We start from the raw sequence: 19887 nt of genomic DNA on the forward strand, positions 1-19887 counted from the left end.
ACGGCGAATCCATGTTCCCACCAAGGGCCGAGCTGCGCCCGGCCTATGAAGCAAAGAGCCCTCAGCATCCCGGCGGCAGGATCGGCGACACGCCCGGCGTCGGCGCTGCACCTGTAGCATTGGCTGGCAACACAGTCGCAGGCGAAGCCAGGTTCATCGAGACCCCTTCCATGCAGGCAGAGCTGTTCGGGCTGGGCACGATGGAGTTTGGATCAAGGCCGGTGCCGCCAACATCCATTAGATCCACCGAAATGGTGCCCGGTGCCCGGCTGGTCGGCACCTGCGGGATCGACAGCGGCAGTGATGCGGCAGACGTCACCTGGCCGCCCGGCACGGAGCTGCATGCAACCGTCGGACCCGTTCCTATCGACGCAGCTGCGGGAATGGTTCCAGTGGAGCTGCCGCTCAGTCCCATGACCGGCAATGTCGGAGCGGCGCTGCCCGGCGTCGACAAGCCCGGGTTCGTCGCGATCGGCGGCTCCGGCATCGGAGACGGCGATGGCGGAGCGCAGACAACTACGGTCCCCGGCGACGTCGGGTCCGAGGCAAGCGGAACGGGCGCGAGCGTCGTGTCGGGTGCGTTTGGCTCGGTCGTGGCGGAAAAAGGACCGGGACTGTTCAACGGCGAGATCACGATCGCGCCCGGCACCGTCGGCAGGCCCATCGCCGTGCTGCCGGTTATGGCCACCTGCGCGTTGCTCGGAGAGCCAGCGAGCAGCAACGAAGTGAGCAACGTTGCGAAAATGGTTCTTACCATCCCCTCGCCCTAACTCACTACGACCTTGCGAACGGTTACCTTGCTGCCCTCTGCCAGGCTCACCGCCGGATTGAGAACGACCTGATCGCCGGGCTGCACGCCTTCACGGACTTCGACGGTGGTGCCGAAATCCCGCGCGATCGAGACCTGCTGCAAATGAACGGTGCCATTGCGCACGAGCACGACGTGAAGACCGTTTTCATCGAACACCAGTGCGTCGGACGGGATGATCATCGACGGCGTCTTGCGCGGAATCGATAGCTCGACCGTGCAATAGATGCCGGGGTTGAGCAGGCCATCCGGATTTGGCACGTCGATCTCGGTCAGCAGCGTTCGGCTGCCCGGCTGCAACGCGGTCGCGATCCGCGTGACCTTCCCCGGAAACGTCCGGCCCGGAATCTCGGGGACGCGGATATCGGCATCGATGCCGGGGGTGACTCCAAAGGCCTCGTCCTGCGGCACAAAGACCTGGGTCCGGATCACCTTGGAATGCATCAGCGTGAACATGAAGGTCGACCCGGCCTGCACCAGGCTGCCATTGTCCACGTTGCGTTGCGTGATTACGCCGTCGAACGGCGCCACCACGCGCTGGTAGGCCTTCTCCTGCTGGAGGACCCGAATCTGAGCCTCCTGCGCCGCGATGTTCGATTGGGCGACGCCCACAGCAGCCTGCTGCGCACGCAGCGTGAGCCGGTCATTGTCGCCCTGCTGCGCCGTCAGCCAGCCCTGCTTGACGAGATTGCTGTCCCGCGCATTAGTGACGTCGGCAAGTTCCCGGCTTGCTTGCGTCTGCTGCAGCGTCGCCTGGTTCTGAGCGAGCGTCGCCTGTGCCTGTGCAATCTGCTGGTCCAGCTCCGGAGCGGTGATGTCGGCGAGGAGATCGCCCTTCTTCACATGCGCGCCAATATCCACGTAGCGCTTCTCGATATAGCCGCTGGTCCGCGCAAAGATGTTTGCCGCCTCGAACGCCGTCGTCGTCGCTGGCAACGTGATCTTCATGATGTCGCCGCTGGGCCGAACAACCGCGACCCGAACATCCGGAACGGCGGTTCTGACCTGTTCTGCCAACGCCGCGGCTTCACGCGCGGCCTGATAGTGCCGCCAGCCGCCAACGCCGAGACCGCCCGCGAGCATTAGAACGATGCCTCCTCCGAGCAACGCAGCACCGTAACGGCGGCCCAATCGTGGCTCCTTTTCGGGCGGCTCCACCATCCGCCAGCTCTCCGCACCTGGCCGGCCCGTCTTCTCATCATTGGTCCGTACGCGAACGTCACTCATTGCGGTTGCTCCTCGAATACGCCGTGATGAGGCTGGCCATCATTGCGCTTGCGCAGCATGGCGAACAGATAAGGCACGATCAGCAATGTCGTCGGGGTCGCGAACAGCAGCCCGCCGATGACGGCTCGTGCAAGTGCCGCATTCTGCTCCTCGCCCGGACCGCCGATCGCCATTGGGATCATGCCCACGATCATCGCGGCAGCGGTCATCAGGACCGGACGTATCCTGGTACGGCCGGCGCTAAGCGCCGCCTGGAATGCAGAGTGTCCTTTCAGTTGCTCATCGCGCGCGAACGTCACCAGCAGGATGGAATTCGCCGAGGCCACGCCGACCGCCATGATCGCCCCCATCAGAGAGGGCACGTTCAGCGTCGTTCCGGTGATGAAGAGCATCGTCACGATGCCGCAGAAGGTTGCCGGCAACGCAAGGATGACGACGAAAGGATCGCCGAAGTTCTGGTAGTTCACGACCATCAGCAGATACACCAGGATGGCCGCGAACAGCAGTCCAATTCCCAGATCGCGGAACGACTGATGCATGCTCTGGATCTGGCCCAGAACCTGGATCGAATTGCCGGGCTGGAGCTGCTTCTGCAGCGCGGACGTGACCTTGTTGATGTCGGCCGCGACGCTACCGAGATCGCGTCCCTGCACGCTCGCATAAATGTCGAACACCGGCTGGACGTTGGCCTGATTCGAATTGGTGGGAACCGTGCCACGCTTGAAGGTCGCGACATTGCTGAGCAGGCCCGGTACCGTCTGCCCGCTTGCCGCAGGCGAAGCCGACACCGGCGTATTCCCCAGCGCATTCAGCGAATTGGCCCTGTACTCGGGTGTTTGCACGGCAAGGTAATATGGGATACCCGACGCCGGGTCGGTCCAGAAATTCGGCGAGACCTGCGCGGACGAGCTGAGGCTGACATTGATGTTGGTCGCAACCGTGCTGGCATTGAGGCCGAGCTGCGCGGCCCTGGTCCGGTCGATGTCGGCGTAGAACGCTGGAGCATCGACCTCCTGCTGGAGGTGAGCATCGACGACGCCCGGGATCGTGGACAGGCTCTTCTGAAGCTCCTTTGCCACGGCCAGATTGTTGGCGCCATAGCCGACCGTGCGAACGTCAATTTGCGCGGGAAGCCCGAAGTTCAGGATCTGCGTAACGATATCGGCCGCCTGGAAATAGAAGGTGTCCTCGGGGAATGCCGATGGCAGCACCTGGCGCAGCTTGCTGACGTAATCCGCGGTCGGCTGATGTCCATCCTTCAACGACACGAGGATGGTGCCGTCATTGCCCCCTATCGTCGAGCCGTCCGTGAATGCGAGGTTGTAGGCGCGCGCCGGAAGCCCGATATTGTCGACGATCAGCGCACGGTCCCGCTCCGGAATCACCTCGCGAATCTTGTCCTCGACCGCCTGGAAGATCGCTTCGGTCTTCTCGATGCGAGTGCCCGCGGGCGCGCGAACGTGAAGCTGTATCTGGCCGCCGTCGATCAGGGGATAGAAGTCGCGTCCGACATAGACGAACATGGTGGCCCCGAGCGCCAGCACCAGGACGGCGACGACAGGCGCGATGGCGCGCCGCTGCAGCAAGGTCAGCAAAAGTTCGGAATAGCCATTGCGCAACCGATCGAAGCCGCGCTCGAACGCAGCCGAGGCGCGCGCGAAAATACCTGACGGGGCTTCACCCTTGCCGTGGCGCCGCTCGCTCTTCAAGAGCAGGCCGATGGTGATCGGCGTCAGCGTCCGCGACAGCCCATAGGACGCCAGCATCGCGAACACAACGGCAAGACCAAGCGGAGTGAACAGGTATTTGGCAGGTCCCTCTAGGAACACGACCGAAGTGAAGACACAGCTGATCGCCAGCGTGGAAACCAGAGTAGGCATCGCGATCTCGGCCGCCCCGTGCAGCGTCGCGTCCGGCAAAGGCATGCCATCCTCGGTCCAGAGCCGGTAAGTGTTCTCGATCGTCACGGTGGAATCGTCGACCAGGATACCGACCGCGAGCGCAAGCCCGCCGAGTGTCATCGTGTTCAGGGTCTCGCCGAGGAAGTACAGGACGACCAACGAGGAGAGCATCGCGAGCGGGATGGAGATCAGAACGACGAGCGTCGATCGCCACGATCCCAGGAACATCAGAATCATCAGCGCCGTAAGTCCGGCCGCGATCGCTCCCTCGCGCAGCACGCCACTAACCGAATGGGTGACGAATACCGACTGATCGAACAGCTCCTTGATCTTGAGCCCCGCAGGCGCCGACTCACGAAGCGATTCCAGAGCCTTCTTCACGCCATTGACCACGGCGAGCGTGGAAGCATTGCCGTTCTTGATCACACTGAGCAGGACGGCGCGGTGGCCGTCCTCGCGCACGATGTTCTGCTGCACCTGAGAGCCATCACGGACCTGGGCCACGTCTTTCAGAAAAATCGTCGCCCCGTTGACGAACTTGACCGGGATCATGTTGAGATCCTCGATCGAAGCCGGCGTCGCATTGGTCCGAACGGTGTATTGGGTGTCGCCGATCTTGGCCGTGCCGGTCGGCAACGTGAGATTCTGGGTATTCACGGCATTGACGATGTCGAGCGGGGTCAGCCCGCGCGATAGGAGCTTGTTCGGGTCGATGTCGACCATGATCTGACGGTACTTGCCGCCGGCGGGCGTCGGCAGTGTCACGCCGGGAACGGGCGCCAGTTGCTGGCGGACCCGATAGATGCCGAAGTCATAGAGCTGCTGCTCGTTCAGGCTGTTGGATTCCAGGCTGAGCTGGAGCACCGGCACGCTAGATGCGTTGAACTGAACGATGATCGGCGGCTGAATGCCGGGCGGCATCAGGGCGCGGATGGCGTTGGTCGCCGACACGATCTGCGAGATCGCCAGATCGAGATTGACGTCGGGCTGGAAGTAGATCTTCTGGATCGACAGGCCGTTGAGCGTCTGCGCCTCGACGTTTTTGATACCGCTGACATTTGCGCTGATCGAGTATTGGCTATAGGTGCTGACACGCTGCTCCATCTCGGGCGTCGAGAGACCGGTATAGCTCCAGATCACCGTGACCACGGGGATCCGGATCTCCGGGAAAACGTCGGTCGGCATCGACCGGATGGCGATGCCGCCGAGGAACAGGATTAGCGCCGCAAGCACATAGAATGTGTGCGGAAATCGCAGCGCGAAACGAACAATACCCATGACGGTGTGCCTGGAACGAGTGAAGCGGGATCGAGGGACAGATGACGGGCGGATATCCGCTCAAATGAAAACGAATTCATGGGGCGGCGAGTTCGCGCAGCCGGGAGCGCCTGATGCCGTCAAGCCGGGCATCGCGCGCCGCGGGCGGCAGCGCTTCTCGGCGCGTCGCATCCCGCGCGGCGAGAATGACGGCGCGCCTGACCTTGGCAAAGGCGCGGATCTCGATCTGCCTGACGCGCTCGCTGGAGATCGACAGTTCGAGGCCGAGCTGATCGAGCGTAACGGGGCGGTCCGCCAGCCGCCTCGATTCCAGGACGTGGCGCTCGCGCGCGGTTAGCGCGCCCAGCGCAGCACGCAGGGCGCTGCTTCGGTTGTCCGTTTGCTCGCGATCGGCCAAGATTGTCTCCGCATCGACCGCGTCATCGACGAGCAGCGTTTCCCACTCGGCACCATTCTCCTCGCCGCCGACGCGCGCATTGAGCGACATGTCGCCGTTAAGGCGCGACTCCATCTCCATCACCTCGCGCGCGGTCACCTCGAGTCTGTCGGCGATGACAGTGGCGACCTCTGGCGTCAGCCGCGCCATCGCGCCGCCCATGGCTTTCCGCATCTCGCCGCGCAGCCGAAAGAACAGCTTCTTCTGCGCCGCCGTCGTACCGATCTTGACCAGGGACCAGGAGCGTAGGATGTAGGCGTGGATGGTCGCCTTGATCCACGGCACCGCATAGGTGGAGAACCGCGCGCCGCGGTCGGGCTCGAAGCGAGAGGCAGCGATGACGAGACCGAGATTGGCTTCGGCGATCAGATCAACCAGCGGCAGGCCGTATCCCTTGTAGCCACGCGCTACCCTGGCCGCGATCCGCAGATGACTTGTAACGAGCGCATTCGCGGCGCGCTCGTCCCGCGTCTCCTGCCAGCGCCGTGCGAGCTGTTGCTCCTGATCACGCTCGAGAAGCTCGTAGCGCTTGATGGACATTGCGTAGGCCCTGAGGAACGGGACCGGTGCGGATAGGCTTGGCGCGGCGACGGAATCATGCCTCTGGATTTCGTGACTGGTCTGCATCTATTGCTCCCACATTCCCAAACGGTTGACTGATCCTAAGAGGCTTGCGGTCGCGCCGGCCACTAAACTGGATGTCACACACCTGAATTCTGTTTCAGACATCCGGCATGTCCCAACATCGAGGCGACCGCGGATCGTCCTATCCACTTCGCGCTTGCGTGACCTGAGATCCGAGATCGGAATGCAGCGTGTCTTGCCTTCCCTTGCGGCGTCGGCCACGATTTCAATTCGCCCGCCGGGAGCCGGACCGATGATCAGTCGAAAACCATGCAGCTTGATGATCGCGGCCACCAGGCTCAACCCGAGCCCGACGCCCGGCGTGTTGCGGATCTTGTCGGAGCGGTAGAAGCGCCGCAGCACCGCTTCGCGCTCCTGCTCGTTGATGCCGGGCCCGGTATCGCTCACGCGCACGAGCGCCCGCCCGTCGTCCAATTTGAGTTCGAGCTCCACCTGTCCGCCAGGTGGTGCGAACTTGACGGCATTGTCTGCGAGGTTGGCGATTGCCTCGAACAACAGGTCCCGATCGCCCCACACCTGCACGCTGCGATCGATGACGACGCCAAGCGCAACACCTTTGTCCTCGGCAATCGGCTCGTAGACGTCGCACACCTCGTGCAGGATCTCGTCCAGCACAACGTTGCCGAAACCGGCGGTACGGCTGCTATTCTCGATCTCGGCCAGGCGCAACAGGGCGGTGACGATCGCAAGCGACTGGTCAATGCCAGCGATCGCCTTGTCCGTGACCTCCTGCAGCTGCTCAAGCGTGACTGCGTGCGTTCGCCCGCGCTCCAGCGCCAGCCTTGCCCGGGTGAGCGGGGTCCTGAGATCGTGGGCGATATCGTTTCCAACGCCGGAGAGCGCGTTGATCATCGTCTCCATCTCGTCGAGCATGCTATTGACGATCCTGGCAAGTCGCGCGAACGGATCGTCCGCATTGCCCTCCGGAAGCCGCTCGCGCAGCTCGCCGGCAACGATTCGTTGCACCCGCTGGTTCACCACTTCGACGCGCTTCTGGGCCCGGGCGCTCAGCCACGCGCCGGCGAGCACGCAGAGACAGAAGGCAGGCAGCACGCCGAGCGCGAGCGCTTGCCCGACCACGCTCGATATCTCGCGTGTCTCGTCAACGTTCCTTGCTACCACCAGAACGTCGCCGTCATCGAGGCGCCTGCCGACGATCCTCACGATGGGGCCTCGGCCCGCCGCCGCCTCCAGCGGATTGAGCCGCGCGCCTTGCACCGTCCCGTCAAGGGCGAGCCCGCTTGGCACGCGATCGATGTTGCCGGCAAGGCGCGTGCCGGCGGCACTGAACAGCCCGACATAGTGCACATGCCGGGAGTCTTGCTGGAGATGATCGGCGACCGCGCGGACGCGGCGACCGTGCGGCAGATCGCTCATGAAGTTGATCTGCGTGGTGATCATGCGGTCGGAGCGCGCGATCAGGTAGTTGTCGAGCTTCTGGTAGACGAACGCGAACAATCCGGCGACGAACAGCGCGAGGGTGGCCGCGACCGCCAGGGCCCAGAGAAACGTGTTCGAGCGGATAAACTGAATATGCCGCATGGCCATCTCGCTATTCACGCGCGCGCAGGATGAAGCCGGAACCACGGACATTGTGGATGAGCTGTACCTCTCCGGGAGCATCGACCTTGTGCCTAAGCCGGCCCATGTGCACGTCGATCAGATTAGTGGTGGCGGGAACGAACTTGTAGTTCCAGACCTCTTCGAGCAGCATCGCGCGCGTCAGCAGTTGATCGCTCCGGCGCATCATGTATTCGAGCAGGCGGAATTCGCGCGGGAGCAGGTCGATTTCGCGTTCACCGCGTCGGGCGGTTCGTTCGATCAGATCGAGCTCCAACGGGCCGGCCAGCAGGATGGTTTCGCGGCTGTCCATCGGACGGCGCAGCAAGGCCTCGATCCGCGCGATCAGCTCGACGATCGCGAACGGCTTCGTAAGATAATCGTCGCCGCCCATGCGCAAGCCACGGACGCGATCGTCAACGGCGCCGAGCGCGCTTAGAACCAACACTGGCGTCTTGATCTGGTCGTTGCGCAGCGCCTCGATGACGGTCAGCCCGTCCATGCCGGGCAGCATGCGATCAACGATCATGGCATCGGGATGCGAGGTACGCGCCCGGTCGAGCCCTTCGACGCCGTTCGGCGCCCAATGCACCTCAAAGCTCCGCTCGGCAAGCTCGGCGACGATCGCCTCCGCGGTTTCAGTGTCGTCCTCGATGAGGAGAATCCGTGTCATGAGCCTCGTCCCACCTTCTGCGCGGCGATTCGGCCTGCGGCGGGTCGGCGTGGGCCCGGCAATCTGCGACGTCATAATCACCGTCACGCTCCGAGCGCACGGTGCCGCGACCGCCTGCGATTGGCCACGCGTTGCATGACCAGATGGTGCTGCGGCGATGCGAGCAGAACTGAATTAATATTCAGGAATGCGGCCGCACCTGCCGACAAAGGCGTCAACAGGACGAGAATGCGCCTTGCCATTGTCATGACCATCTTCGGCCTCCATTCGAGCTGCGCTGCAACGGAGATATGCCCGCAATCCGCTCGCCGTTACTCTCGAAGGCAACGAAGGTTGTCTGTTCGCACGATCGTAGCCACGCTGGCGCAGCGGTTCACATGCCGTTGAATGCCGGTGAGCAATTCGTGCATTTGGATCGGGCTCGGTCGCACGCATCTTCCCGAAGAGCCGACCTGACCGGTCTGCTATCATCAAAGGAGAAGCCGAATGATCACGTCCAAACTCTTGCCGATGGGTCTGATTGCGGCGGCCTTGATCGGAGGCCCCGTCATGGCGCGCGAACACCATGCCGGCATGCGGAAATCCGCGATGGAATCGGACACCGTGGCATCGAGCGCACCGACCTATCAGGGCGGCCACGCGTGCATGCCAGCGCCGCGCATCGGCGCGTTCGCGACGGCGCCGTGGACTGGCAACGACGTGCCGTGCGAGCCTGGCACTGGCGCGTTCTGACTGCCCGACATAAGGCGGCTGGCCCCGGCACCGACACCATCGCTTCACATCTAAAATAGGAGCGGACTGAATGTTCAGCCCGCTCCTTTGCATGGCCGCGGCAATCCGCGCGAAGCACCTTCCCGGCAGATATCCCCTCATTCCTGAAGCCGAATTTAGTGGGATTCCCGTGCACCCTACCTACCTGTGGTGCATCACGAGCGCAGTCATCATGTGTCCATCTCGTCGAGAGCATGGCGAGGCACGACACGAACACGCACTGCAATGATGGTTGACGGCTCGCCACGAAAGGAGTGTCCCATGAAACGAGCAATCATGATTTTGGCAACGGCGGCGCTTGCCTCGACCTTGACCGTCGGTGCGGCCGCAGCGCATGGCGGTGGAGGTGGTCACGGCGGTTTTGGCGGTGGCAGCCACAGCTTCGGTGGCGGTGGCTTTGGTGGCGGCCATATGGGCTTCGGCGGCGGCGCTCATTTCGGCGGCATCGGACATGCCGGCGGCTTTGGCGGGGGACGGCTCGGCGGCACGCATTTTGGGATCGGCCACGTCGCCTCCGGCGGCTTAGGCTTCCGCCAGCATGCGTTCCACCGCTATGGCCACTATCGCCCCGGCTATGGATTCTACGGCTACTATCCGGATTGCTACGATTGGTACGAGTTGCACCCCGGCGTTCCGTTGCCGCTGAGCTGCAGCTGATCTGCATGCTCGATCTTGGGCCCGGACGGCATGTCACGATCCGGGCCCACGCAGCGTCTCGTTCTCGCGTGTACCGGCGGTACGCACGGGGCGGGCAGGCAATCAACAGTCGCGGACTTTTCAGAAGCCGCCAGGGTGAAGAACCCGGCGGCTTCTTCTGTGTTGAGGGACCACCAGGCCGGAGCGCTGCCCTTGCCGCCAAGGCAAACAGCGCGAGCGCCGCGATAAATGCCGCTATGACGTTGTGGCGCCCCCAGTACGGCTTACGTGACACTTCGGGCTTGACCGACGGTGAGCGCTGCTCGCGAAGCTGGGCATCATGGTAGCCCCCTGCGTGGACGCCAGCCAGCGCTGCGCACCCGCTCTCTATCCGCCAACGTTCTGCGGACGTCGCGCAGCTCCAACGAAGGACCCCGACGCATGCTTGCGATGGATATTTCTTGATCTCCCGGTGCACACGTCACGCACACGGCGCTCTATAACCGATTGAAAAATTGAACTCTCGATCCAATCCATCATGGGGGCGACAGAAAAGCGATAAGGCAGCATCGGGACCATATAGACATTCAAGTGCCCGGCGGGAATAGGGGATTCCGCGAAGACGGGGGGCCGACGACCGGAGGCATGAACAATCAGATTGCCGCCAGGACTTTCTGACTTTGTAGGGGCTCCTCGCAACGACTGTGCATCGAGATCCTTCAACATCGACTCGACATTCTCGCGCACGACGCTGCCGCGTCCACTGCAAGCTCAGCTCGCGAACACGACGACAGCTGATCGCTCGTCAGGATGAGCCGGATGGGCCGCACATACACTCTCTCCGACATTCGATAGAGCAGATCGATGAAGACCAATCGAGCTCAAGCCGCAGCCGCCTGATACAAGCACTCGCGAAGCCAGGCGTGACCCTTGTCGTCTTGATTGCGCGGATGCCACAGCGCGACGATGCGAGCGGGCGGCAGATCCAGCGGCGGCGGCCTCAGGTCGAGCTCATGGGCGAAGCGCATCAGAAAGCGCCGAGGAAGCGTGCAGATGCAGTCACTGTGCGCAAGGATGATCGGCGCCAGTGCATAGGTCTGGATTGAGACGGCGACGCGGCGGGAGCGGCCGAGCGCGGCCAGCGCATCGTCGACGAGACCCGAGAAGCCGCCCCCGTCGGCGGAGATCAGAAGATGGTCGAGCGCGCAAAAGCTGTCGAGATCAAGCAGGCCATTGCCGTGGGGATGGCCTTTACGCTGTGCGGACAGGAAGCTGTCCTCGAACAGAGGGCGCTGCATCAGCTCGCCGTGAGCTCTGTCAGCTCCCGTCACCAGAAGGTCGATCTCCCCCCTTTCGAGCTGATCCACGACATCGCGCGTCGGGTGAACGAGAGCGAGCCGCGCTCTCTCGGCCTTCGCGGCAAAACGCGCCACCAGGCCCGGCGCCAGTGTAACGGCTGGATTTTCGTGGATGGCAACGACGAAGGTACGCTGGCTGCGGGCGGGGTCGAACACAGCCGGCCCCTCCAGCATGCGACGCAGCTTGCCGAGCACAGCTGCAAGCTCCGTCTGCAGCTCGACCGCCCTCGCCGTCGGCACCACGCCGCGCCCGGACGTCGCGGGTACGAACAGCGGATCGGCAAAGACCTGCCGCAGCCGATTCAGCCGCGCCGATAGCGCGGGCTGCCCGATATTGAGCCGGGAGGCCGCGCGCGTCACGTTCCGCTCATGCAGGAGAGCCTCCAGTGCCAGCAACAGACCAAGGTCGATCTCGGCCAGATCACTGTCGTCAGCCGGCCGGGGCCGACCGCGTTCCGCATCCAGCATGGGGCACTCCCTTTCAAAGTACATGATCGCGGGCAGGACGAGCCGCGATGACACAGGTAAGCCCGAAACGGTGCCGTGAAAACCCTGGCGACAGTTTCGATATCGACGATGTCGATGGGACCTATCGAGCCCGCGGCCCTCCCGTCGGGCGGCGAGCTGCGTACCTCACGGTCACGGCGGCGCAGGGCATCAGGCTCTATCACGCCGCTGCCTGGAACGGAGGACATCCTGGTGACGCAAGCGACGAGCACCTATCGCCTTGGCGATGCAACCATCACACGGATCGACGAGTTGCGGCTTGCCGCATTCAAGTTCGACGCGCTTTATCCGGACGGCGAGTTGCAGGCGCTGGAGCGCCATCGCGAGCGCCTGGAGGCGGGCTCGTTCGATGCTGCGACCGGCACCTTCATTCAGAGCATTCACAGCTGGCTGGTCAGGACACCCGACCACACGATCCTGATCGACACGGCCACCGGCAATGACAAGAACCGGCCAGAGATCCCACCGCTCCACCGGCTCAATCAGCCGTTTCTGGCGCGGCTGGCTGCAGCGGGCGTCACCCCGGAGCAGGTCAACTACGTTCTGCTCACCCATGTGCATGCCGATCACGTCGGCTGGAACACTCGTCTCGTCGATGGGCGCTGGACTCCGAGCTTCCCAAAGGCGACTTACATTTTCTCCGGGATCGAGCAGGCCTACGGCGAAAGCCTCGCGACAGGTACGGAGCCGACCGGAGCAGCCCGCCCTGATCCGGTCCTTGGTCCGGCGCTGCGCAAGCCGGCCGACCGTGTCTATGACGACAGCGTCCGTCCGGTGATCGATGCCGGACTGGCCAGACTCATCCCGGTGGACGGCGACGAGGTCCTCGAAGGCATCTCGTTCATTCCGACGCCAGGCCATAGCATCGATCACGCATCCATCCGTCTCGTGTCTGGCGGCGAGCAGGCGCTTTTCGCCGGCGATGTGATGCATCACCCCCTACAGGTGTATGAGCCCTCGCTCAATTCCTGCTTCTGCGAGTTTCCGGAAGCAGCCTTGCGCTCGCGCGCCTTCGTGCTGGAGGACGCCGCCGAGCGTGGCGCAACCATCTTCACCACCCATTTTGCGCAGTCATCTGCCGGCCGCATCAGCCGGACCGGCGAACGCTTTATCTGGAAGTTCGTCTAAGAGGGAGACCGATCATGAACAAGCACGCTCGCGCGCACGCAGTCAGGCCAGAGATCATGGTCGAGGACCTCATGATTCCGAGTGACACGGTCGGGATTTCACTCCACCTGCGCAACAAGCGGCCGGCAGCGCTGAAGACCTTCTCTGCCGAGAGAACCATCCTGATAATGCACGGCGCAACCTATTCGTCGGAGAGCCTTTTCGATACGCCACTCTGCGGCCTCTCCTTCCTGGATCATCTCGCCGGGCACGGCTACGACGTGTTTGCGGTGGACGTGCGCGGCTATGGCGGATCGACTCGACCGCCGGAGATGGACGCGCCGCCGGAGGCGTCCGAGCCGCTTGTGCGCACCGAAGTCGGCGTACGCGACCTGGCCAGCGCAGTCGAATACATCCTGAAACACCGCGGCATCACGCGCCTCAATCTGGTTGCCATGTCCTGGGGCGGGTCGGTGGCCGGTGCCTACACCGCGGCCAACAACGATAAGGTCGTCAAGCTCGCGCTGGTCGCACCACTTTGGTTGCTGAAGGGTCCGGCTCCAATCGATGCCGGCGGGCGCCTCGGGGGCTATCGCAACGTCCCGGTTCTGGACTTCAGGGAGCGCTGGCTTTCGGCCGCGCCGGAAGCAGCCCGATCTCGCTTGATTCCGGCTGACGGCTTCGAACGCTGGGCCAACACCTCGCTCGCCACCGACCCGCAGGGCAGTTCGCAAGCGCCCCCGGTCATGCGCGCAGTCAACGGCCCGATCCTCGACATTCGCGAATACTGGGCCGCCGGCAAGGCCCTCTACTCCGCTAGCGACATTCGCGTGCCCGTGCTCCTGGTCCACGCGGAATGGGATCAGGACGTTCCCATCGCCTCGGCGCAGGATTTCTTCCTGTCGCTGAAACACACGCCATATCGGCGATGGGTCGAGATCGGCGAAGGCACGCACATGGTTCTGCTGGAGAGAAACCGTATGCAGGCGTTCGACGCGATCAGTCAATTTCTCGGCGAAGACTATAGCTAGCCGCTGCTCTCGCTCTGGAAAGCACGACAAAAGACATCCCCTTACAACCCGCCGCTAAAGCGCGGCGATATCGTCATAAATCGCCATCGCGCGTTTGGGCCGTTGTTCGCGCATGATCTTTTCGGACAACCGATGCACACTTCGGGGATCAAAAACGAAAGATTCCGAAAACAACCCCATGCACAGTAGAGCCTCCCTGTTTTCAAAGGCAAATTTCTGAGAGCAGACCTCCGCGGCCACGACTTTGACTTGTCGGGCAAAACAGCGGCATGATGCCATCATCCGAGCCGGAGCTGCGGCACCCCGATCAGATCTGCTCGCCCGTGATCCGCATCGGACACGGCCGCAGTGGCGGGCTGAGCCGGCGCGGGACCGGCACCCTCGGTCATTTCTGCGTGTTCCGCTACCGTCGGGGCGGGTCAGCCCTTCCGGCCAATCCTCACAATGAGGTCGCCGGGCATAAGTGCTTTGGCTTCGAGGGGATGCAATCGCCACAGGCTCTCGCCCTCGACCAGCGGCGGCACAGGGAGTTCTCGGTCGGCGAAATTGGCGACAATCTGCAGAACGTCGCCCCGACCTGTCTGCCAGCGTACATCCAGACCTCCCATGCGGGAATCCGATCCCAAGAGTTCTCGCTGCGCCGAAACGACCCCCCGCTTGATGAGGGGCACGATCTTCTCACGCCGTATCATCAACAACTGCGCTGTCAGCGCCCGAAACCTTGCGCCAGCCGGGGATTGATCGATGCTCGTCCAGTCCAGCTTGGAGGCGCGGAAGGTTCTTTCGTCGCAAGGATCCGGGATTTTCGCGCGCGTCTCGGGCGTGGCGAACGCCTTGAAATGTGAGAACTCCTTGCGCCGGCCTTCCCGTGTCAGTTCGGCAGCTTCGCCCGTCCAGTCTGCGAAGAACAGGAAGGGCGTTTCGGCCGCGGCTTCCTCACCCATGAACAGCATTGGGATATGCGGGCTCAGCAGAACCAGCGCGAGGGCCTGCTCCAGCTTCTCCGCGCCGACCAGCCGGGACAGCCGCTCCCCGAAGGCGCGGTTGCCGACCTGGTCGTGATTCTGGGCGAAGAAGATGGTCGCTTCGGGCGGCAAATGCGCACTCGGTTCACCGCGCGGCTCCTCGTGCAGCGGAAAGACTTCGCCCTGATAGGCAAACCCTTCGGTCAGGGATCGCGCCAGATGCTCGAGCGGCTTGTCTGCGAAGGCCCGGTAATAGCCTTCGTCCTCGCCGGTGAGCAGCACATGCAGCGCATTGTGGAAATCATCGCCCCATTGCGCGTCGTAGTACCTGGCTCGTCCGTGTGAACGCTCGAGCAGGTGCGCCTGATTGGCCTCGTTCTCCAGCATGAGATGGACGCGCCGGCCCGCCAGCTGACTGCGAAGAGTTTCGGCGAGCTCGATCAGGAAATGACGCTCGGAATCATCCTTCAATGCGTGGACCGCGTCGAACCGCAATCCGTCGAAGCCGTAGTCGCGCAGCCACATCAGGGCATTCTCGACCAGGAATCCGCGTACGAACGCGCCGTCGTCTCCTTCGAGATTGACGGCCGGCCCCCAGCCGGTGCTGTGGCGCGCGTTAAAGAAGTTCTCCGCATAGAGGTGCAGATAGTTCAGCTGCGGTCCGAAATGGTTATAGACGACGTCGAGATAGACCATGATATCGAGTGCGTGCGCGGCCCGCAGCAGCCGCTTGAGATCCTCCGGCCGGCCATAGCGCGCATTCGGCGCGTTCAGGAGCACGCCGTCGTAGCCCCAATTGTGCCGGCCCGGGACGTCGTTGAGCGGCATCAGCTCGATGGCGGTGATGCCGAGATCGCGAAGATAGGGCAGCTTCTGCTCGACGCCGGCATAGGTCCCCTCTTCGCTGAACGTGCCGACATGCAGCTCGTAGATGACGGCTTCCGCCCAGGGACGACCCGGGTAGAGAACCGGATCGCGCAACGCCGCGGCATCGATCACCTCGCTCGGCGCGCCGACGTCGTCCGGCTGGAACAACGAGGCGGGATCGGGAACGACGAGATCCTCATTGATCCTGAACTGATAGCGCGTGCCGGCGCGCGCGGTCTCGCTGAGCAGCTGATACCAGCCGTGCTCATCGCGCGGCATCCTGCGGGGCGGCTGGCCAATTTCGAGCAGCTCGACCGATCGAGCCGTGGGCGCCCACAAGTTGAACGAGACACCATGATCGATGATCTGAGGACCATGGCGCCGCCCCTGCTCGGCCGTTCCCAGTCTTTGATCCAAGGCCAATCCCCTTTCGCGCCGGCATGTTCGGAATTGGACATGCTTCAGCCAAGCGCGTTGCCAAACGGAGCCAGCTTACGTTCGCTCAATCATGTCTCGGGACGAGAAGCTGCCGTCGGTGCATTCGTTCCTTCCGAGGCATGTCAGCAGGCGACCTCTCCGCCGGGCTGCTGACCGGACTCGAAATGCCGGTGCCGCCCGCATGTACACTTTTGCATTCAGCGTAAAAACAGCGCGCTCATTGGCAACTCTCAGGAACCTTTGCTGCGCCGCAGAATTTAGCTTCGCTGGGGGAGACCGGCTTCCTGTTTGACCGCGCATCGGGCGCCGGGTTTCCTGGAAGCCTCTGCCGAGCGTTCTCGACCTTCGGCATGAAAGACCGGCTCGACCACACGCGCAGGGCTGCCATGGCGCAGGCCTTCAGCTGGACCCAATCAAATCCTACGCTGAACTCTACAAGTCGTCGATCTAGCCAGGCATTTGGGGGACGGCCATGAAGATGGCGCAAATCTCTCCACTGGCGGCGAGCTGGCCCGCGACCTTACGAAGGGACTGAGAGTCCGCTGTTCGCGAGCGGAGACCCGATCATGTCAGCCGAGCTTGCGCCATGCTCGAAGATGGCCCTGCGCCTTGATCCCACCGTCAAGCACATGACACCTCGAAGCCATGGCTTGCGGCACGCCAGTGATCGCCCTGGCCCATGGTTCGGTGCCTGAAGTGATCGGCTACGGCGTCAGCGGTTCGTGGTGAACTCCATGGAGGAGGCCGTCGCGGCGGCGAGTCCGCTCGGCACGTTGGAGCGGCAAGCGATCCGCAAGCGGTTCAAGCAGCGCTTCACGGCCGAGCGGATGGCGCGGGAGTATCTGGCGGCTTATCTCCGGCTGCCAGCGCTGCGGCAAACGCCGCAACTCGACCTGCTCGCGATCGCCAAGAGTGAGAACGAGATCCGGATGCCGATACCCACTGTCGGCTTGACCATGATTGCGGCCGGCGCCGGCTGGCACCGTCTTCAAGGCGCGGGAACCGAATGTCCGGGCGACTGTTACGATCACACACAGGAGCTGTCGACATGCGCCGCTCGAAACCACAAGCAGTCCGTAACAAGCTCGACCTGGCCGACCGCGCCCAGGTACGGCTGGTCAAGAAACGGCTTGGGCTCTCGGATATGGAGCTTGCCGCAATCGTCGGGCGCATCGGCAATTCGATTTCGGCCATCAGCAAGGAGGCCGCTCAGAGGCCAAAAGTGCTGAACAAGCCTTCCGAAGCCGTGATCGCCGCGACGGTGGCCGGCGAACAAGCGACCACCGAACTCGCGGCGGCCGCGCCGACATCTTGACGGACTATCGGGGGCGATCATGGACCAAAAACTACATTCGGACGACGCCCTCACCCGGGCCGCCTCGAGGTTGCGCCGCACCCGGATCACCGAGGGCAGGCCATTCCCGCTCGGCGCCACCTGGGACGGCCTCGGCGTCAATTTCGCTCTATTTTCCGCCCACGCCACCACGGTCGAGCTTTGCCTGTTCGATGACGCCGGCGAAACCGAGCTCGAGCGCATCGAGCTGCCCGAATATACCGACGAGGTCTGGCACGGCTATCTGCCTTCCGCCCGCCCCGGCACAGTCTACGGCTATCGCGTCCATGGCCCCTATGAGCCCGACGCGGGCCACCGCTTCAATCCCAACAAGCTCGTGCTCGATCCCTACGCCAAGCAACTGGTCGGCCAGCTCCGATGGGGACCGGAGCTGTTCGGCTACCAACTCGACCATGCCGACAAGGACCTCTCCTACGACGAACGCGACAGCGCGCCCTTGATGCAGAAATGCCGCGTCATCGACCCCGCCTTCACCTGGGGTACAGCGCGCAAGCTGGAGGTGCCGTGGGAGCGCACGATCGTCTACGAAATGCACGTCAAGGGATTCACCCAGCTGCATCCGCTGGTGCCGGAAGCCGAGCGCGGCACGTTCTCGGGGCTGGCACATTCGGAAGTCCCGGCCTACTTGCGTTCGCTCGGCATCACCAGCGCCGAGCTGCTGCCGATCCATGCCTTCGTCGACGACAGCTATCTGGTCGAGAAAGGCCTGCGCAATTACTGGGGATACAACTCCATCGCCTTCTTCGCGCCGGATCCGCGTTACCTCAAGGCGACTTCAGCCAGCGAATTCAAGGCCATGGTCAACCAGTTTCATGCCCATGGCATCGAGGTCATTCTCGACGTCGTCTACAATCACACGGCGGAAGGCAACGAGCTCGGCCCGACCTTGTCGTTCAAGGGCATCGACAATGCCAGCTATTACCGCCTGCTGCCGGACCAGAAGCGCTATTACATCAACGACACCGGCACCGGAAACACCGTCAACCTGTCGCATCAACGCGTACTTCAGCTCGTCGCCGATTCCTTGCGTTATTGGGCGACCGAGATGCGGGTCGACGGCTTCCGCTTCGACCTCGCCACCATCCTGGCGCGCGAACCCTATGGCTTCGATGAAGGCGGCGGGTTCCTCGACGCCTGCCGCCAGGATCCCGTGCTCTCCAGCGTCAAGCTGATCGCCGAGCCCTGGGACATCGGTCCCGGAGGCTACCAGGTCGGCCAGTTTCCCCCCGGCTGGGCCGAGTGGAACGACAAGTTCAGAGACACCGTGCGCGCCTTCTGGAAGGGCGACCCGGGCACGCTGGCCGACTTTGCCAAGCGCGTGTCGGGATCCGGCGACCTCTTCAACAAGCGCGGGCGCCGGCCGTGGGCCAGCGTCAATTTCGTCACAGCCCACGACGGCTTCAATCTGAACGACCTCGTCTCGTACAACGACAAGCACAACGAGGCGAACGGCGAGGACAATCGCGACGGTCACAGCAACAACCATTCGTGGAACTGCGGCGTCGAAGGCCCGACCGACGATCCGGAGATCATCGCGCTCCGCGAGCGCCAGAAGCGAAACCTGCTCGCGACGATGCTGCTCTCCCATGGCACGCCGATGCTGCTCGCCGGTGACGAGTTCGGACACACCCAGAACGGAAACAACAACGCGTACGCCCAGGACAATGAGACAACGTGGCTCAACTGGATGGGCATCACCGCCAACGGGCGCAGCCTCCGCGAGTTCACGCGCAAGCTGATCGCCACCCGCAAGGCGTTTCCGATCCTCTACCGCAGCCGCTTCCTGGTCGGGTCACACAACGAGGAACTCGACGTCAAGGACGTGACCTGGCTGTCGCCATCCGGCGAGGAGATGACGACGGAGCAGTGGCATGATGGCAACGCCAAGTGCTTTGGGATGCTGCTCGACGGCCGCGCGCAGGAGACGGGAGTCAAGCGCCGCGGCTCCGATGCGACCATGCTGCTGGTCTATAACGCGCACCATGACGTCGTGAACTTCACGTTGCCGGAGGTCGCGGACGGACGCAGCTGGCTCGGCCTGATCGACACCAATCGCCCCGACGCACCGATGGCCGAGTTCGAGTTCGGGCACGACTATGCGGTGACGGCGCGTTCGCTCGTGGTGTTTGGCCTGGCGAACGATAGCATCGCAACCCGACGCCTCCGCCAAGGCCTCGGCGCGCTGCTGGACGTCGCCGATACCCCTCTGGCGGATTGAACCGTTCGCCGCTCGCCGAAGCGCAATGAGATCGAATGACTCGTCATCGGACTTCAGGTCTTGCGCAGACCTTCCGGGAAACCGATTCACGTTTCCGGAGCTGATGT

16 protein-coding genes are annotated in these 19887 nt (G+C 63.3%); 9 read left to right on the forward strand and 7 right to left on the reverse strand.

Annotation, left to right across the window (positions count from 1 at the left end; all coding sequences use genetic code 11):
- The first annotated feature begins 11 nt into the window (after positions 1–11).
- Entirely contained in the window at positions 12–770 is a 759-nt protein-coding gene (locus tag ASG57_RS17360; protein WP_196232362.1) for a hypothetical protein, read from the forward strand.
- On the opposite strand, the gene ASG57_RS17365 is transcribed toward ASG57_RS17360, so the two are convergent.
- The 4 genes from ASG57_RS17365 to ASG57_RS17380 all read right to left on the reverse strand — a co-directional run bounded on the left by ASG57_RS17365 (position 767) and on the right by ASG57_RS17380 (position 7375).
- Positions 767–2035, reverse strand: coding sequence for an efflux RND transporter periplasmic adaptor subunit (locus ASG57_RS17365; protein WP_024338404.1), 1269 nt, complete (start codon positions 2033–2035; stop codon positions 767–769). The genes ASG57_RS17360 and ASG57_RS17365 overlap by 4 nt on opposite strands.
- The gene (locus tag ASG57_RS17370) at positions 2032–5214 is read right to left on the reverse strand and encodes an efflux RND transporter permease subunit (RefSeq protein WP_057196867.1); all 3183 of its coding nucleotides are present in this window, start codon (positions 5212–5214) and stop codon (positions 2032–2034) included. Before ASG57_RS17370 ends, ASG57_RS17365 begins: the two co-directional genes overlap by 4 nt.
- A 76-nt stretch (positions 5215–5290) precedes the next feature.
- The gene (gene rpoH / locus ASG57_RS17375) at positions 5291–6277 is read right to left on the reverse strand and encodes an RNA polymerase sigma factor RpoH (RefSeq protein ID WP_024338406.1); all 987 of its coding nucleotides are present in this window, start codon (positions 6275–6277) and stop codon (positions 5291–5293) included.
- Positions 6278–7375 carry a sensor histidine kinase gene (locus ASG57_RS17380; protein ID WP_244490934.1) on the reverse strand — a complete coding sequence of 366 codons (1098 nt, stop codon included), beginning with the start codon at positions 7373–7375 and terminating at the stop codon, positions 6278–6280.
- Here ASG57_RS17380 and ASG57_RS39180 point away from each other — a divergent pair.
- Positions 7364–7870: a hypothetical protein gene (locus ASG57_RS39180; protein WP_244490935.1), complete on the forward strand. Its 507-nt coding sequence runs from the start codon at positions 7364–7366 to the stop codon at positions 7868–7870. The two genes, ASG57_RS17380 and ASG57_RS39180, sit on opposite strands and share 12 nt — an antisense overlap.
- Here ASG57_RS39180 and ASG57_RS17385 read toward each other — a convergent pair.
- Positions 7848–8528, reverse strand: a complete 681-nt coding sequence (locus tag ASG57_RS17385) for a response regulator transcription factor (RefSeq protein WP_024338408.1) — start codon at positions 8526–8528, stop codon at positions 7848–7850. The two genes, ASG57_RS39180 and ASG57_RS17385, sit on opposite strands and share 23 nt — an antisense overlap.
- Positions 8529–9014: 486 nt before the next feature.
- On the opposite strand from ASG57_RS17385, the gene ASG57_RS17390 reads away from it, so the two are divergent.
- Together ASG57_RS17390 and ASG57_RS37865 are read left to right on the forward strand one after the other, a co-directional pair.
- On the forward strand, positions 9015–9260 hold the full coding sequence (locus ASG57_RS17390; RefSeq protein ID WP_024338409.1) for a hypothetical protein: 246 nt from the start codon (positions 9015–9017) through the stop codon (positions 9258–9260).
- 300 nt (positions 9261–9560) lie between these two features.
- Entirely contained in the window at positions 9561–9956 is a 396-nt protein-coding gene (locus tag ASG57_RS37865) for a hypothetical protein (RefSeq protein ID WP_024338410.1), read from the forward strand.
- Between the two features lie 860 nt (positions 9957–10816).
- Here ASG57_RS37865 and ASG57_RS17400 read toward each other — a convergent pair.
- Positions 10817–11761 (reverse strand): LysR family transcriptional regulator, encoded by a 945-nt coding sequence (locus ASG57_RS17400; protein ID WP_057196868.1) that lies wholly within the window; start codon positions 11759–11761, stop codon positions 10817–10819.
- Between the two features lie 231 nt (positions 11762–11992).
- Here ASG57_RS17400 and ASG57_RS17405 point away from each other — a divergent pair, with 231 nt between their 5' ends.
- Positions 11993–12928, forward strand: a complete 936-nt coding sequence (locus ASG57_RS17405) for an MBL fold metallo-hydrolase (protein ID WP_024338412.1) — start codon at positions 11993–11995, stop codon at positions 12926–12928.
- 14 nt (positions 12929–12942) lie between these two features.
- Complete coding sequence (locus ASG57_RS17410; RefSeq protein ID WP_024338413.1) at positions 12943–13938, forward strand: alpha/beta hydrolase; 996 nt, start codon at positions 12943–12945, stop codon at positions 13936–13938.
- Positions 13939–14357: 419 nt separating this feature from the next.
- Here ASG57_RS17410 and treZ read toward each other — a convergent pair whose 3' ends face one another.
- The gene (gene treZ / locus ASG57_RS17420) at positions 14358–16187 is read right to left on the reverse strand and encodes a malto-oligosyltrehalose trehalohydrolase (protein ID WP_024338415.1); all 1830 of its coding nucleotides are present in this window, start codon (positions 16185–16187) and stop codon (positions 14358–14360) included.
- Positions 16188–16853: 666 nt separating this feature from the next.
- On the opposite strand from treZ, the gene ASG57_RS39185 reads away from it, so the two are divergent.
- From ASG57_RS39185 to glgX, 3 genes are all read left to right on the forward strand, one after another.
- A complete protein-coding gene (locus ASG57_RS39185; protein WP_230646682.1) occupies positions 16854–16937 on the forward strand; it encodes a hypothetical protein in 84 nt (27 codons plus the stop codon).
- A 319-nt stretch (positions 16938–17256) separates the two neighbouring features.
- The gene (locus tag ASG57_RS17430; RefSeq protein ID WP_024338417.1) at positions 17257–17523 is read left to right on the forward strand and encodes a DUF3606 domain-containing protein; all 267 of its coding nucleotides are present in this window, start codon (positions 17257–17259) and stop codon (positions 17521–17523) included.
- 19 nt (positions 17524–17542) lie between these two features.
- On the forward strand, positions 17543–19780 hold the full coding sequence (glgX, locus tag ASG57_RS17435; protein WP_024338418.1) for a glycogen debranching protein GlgX: 2238 nt from the start codon (positions 17543–17545) through the stop codon (positions 19778–19780).
- The last annotated feature ends 107 nt before the right edge of the window (positions 19781–19887 follow it).

The sequence above is a fragment of the Bradyrhizobium sp. Leaf396 genome (assembly GCF_001424605.1).
GTDB classification, from domain to species: Bacteria; Pseudomonadota; Alphaproteobacteria; order Rhizobiales; family Xanthobacteraceae; genus Bradyrhizobium; species Bradyrhizobium japonicum_C.

Bases quoted from the DNA above. Each gene is read 5' to 3' on its own strand.
- rpoH (WP_024338406.1), bottom strand. From the start codon at position 6,277: ATGCAGACCAGTCACGAAATCCAGAGGCATGATTCCGTCGCCGCGCCA.
- ASG57_RS17400 (WP_057196868.1), bottom strand. From the start codon at position 11,761: ATGCTGGATGCGGAACGCGGTCGGCCCCGGCCGGCTGACGACAGTGAT.
- ASG57_RS17360 (WP_196232362.1), top strand. From the start codon at position 12: ATGTTCCCACCAAGGGCCGAGCTGCGCCCGGCCTATGAAGCAAAGAGC.
- glgX (WP_024338418.1), top strand. From the start codon at position 17,543: ATGGACCAAAAACTACATTCGGACGACGCCCTCACCCGGGCCGCCTCG.
- ASG57_RS17365 (WP_024338404.1), bottom strand. From the start codon at position 2,035: ATGAGTGACGTTCGCGTACGGACCAATGATGAGAAGACGGGCCGGCCA.
- ASG57_RS17410 (WP_024338413.1), top strand. From the start codon at position 12,943: ATGAACAAGCACGCTCGCGCGCACGCAGTCAGGCCAGAGATCATGGTC.
- ASG57_RS37865 (WP_024338410.1), top strand. From the start codon at position 9,561: ATGAAACGAGCAATCATGATTTTGGCAACGGCGGCGCTTGCCTCGACC.
- ASG57_RS17385 (WP_024338408.1), bottom strand. From the start codon at position 8,528: ATGACACGGATTCTCCTCATCGAGGACGACACTGAAACCGCGGAGGCG.
- ASG57_RS17390 (WP_024338409.1), top strand. From the start codon at position 9,015: ATGATCACGTCCAAACTCTTGCCGATGGGTCTGATTGCGGCGGCCTTG.
- ASG57_RS39185 (WP_230646682.1), top strand. From the start codon at position 16,854: ATGGCTTGCGGCACGCCAGTGATCGCCCTGGCCCATGGTTCGGTGCCT.
- ASG57_RS17430 (WP_024338417.1), top strand. From the start codon at position 17,257: ATGCGCCGCTCGAAACCACAAGCAGTCCGTAACAAGCTCGACCTGGCC.
- ASG57_RS17370 (WP_057196867.1), bottom strand. From the start codon at position 5,214: ATGGGTATTGTTCGTTTCGCGCTGCGATTTCCGCACACATTCTATGTG.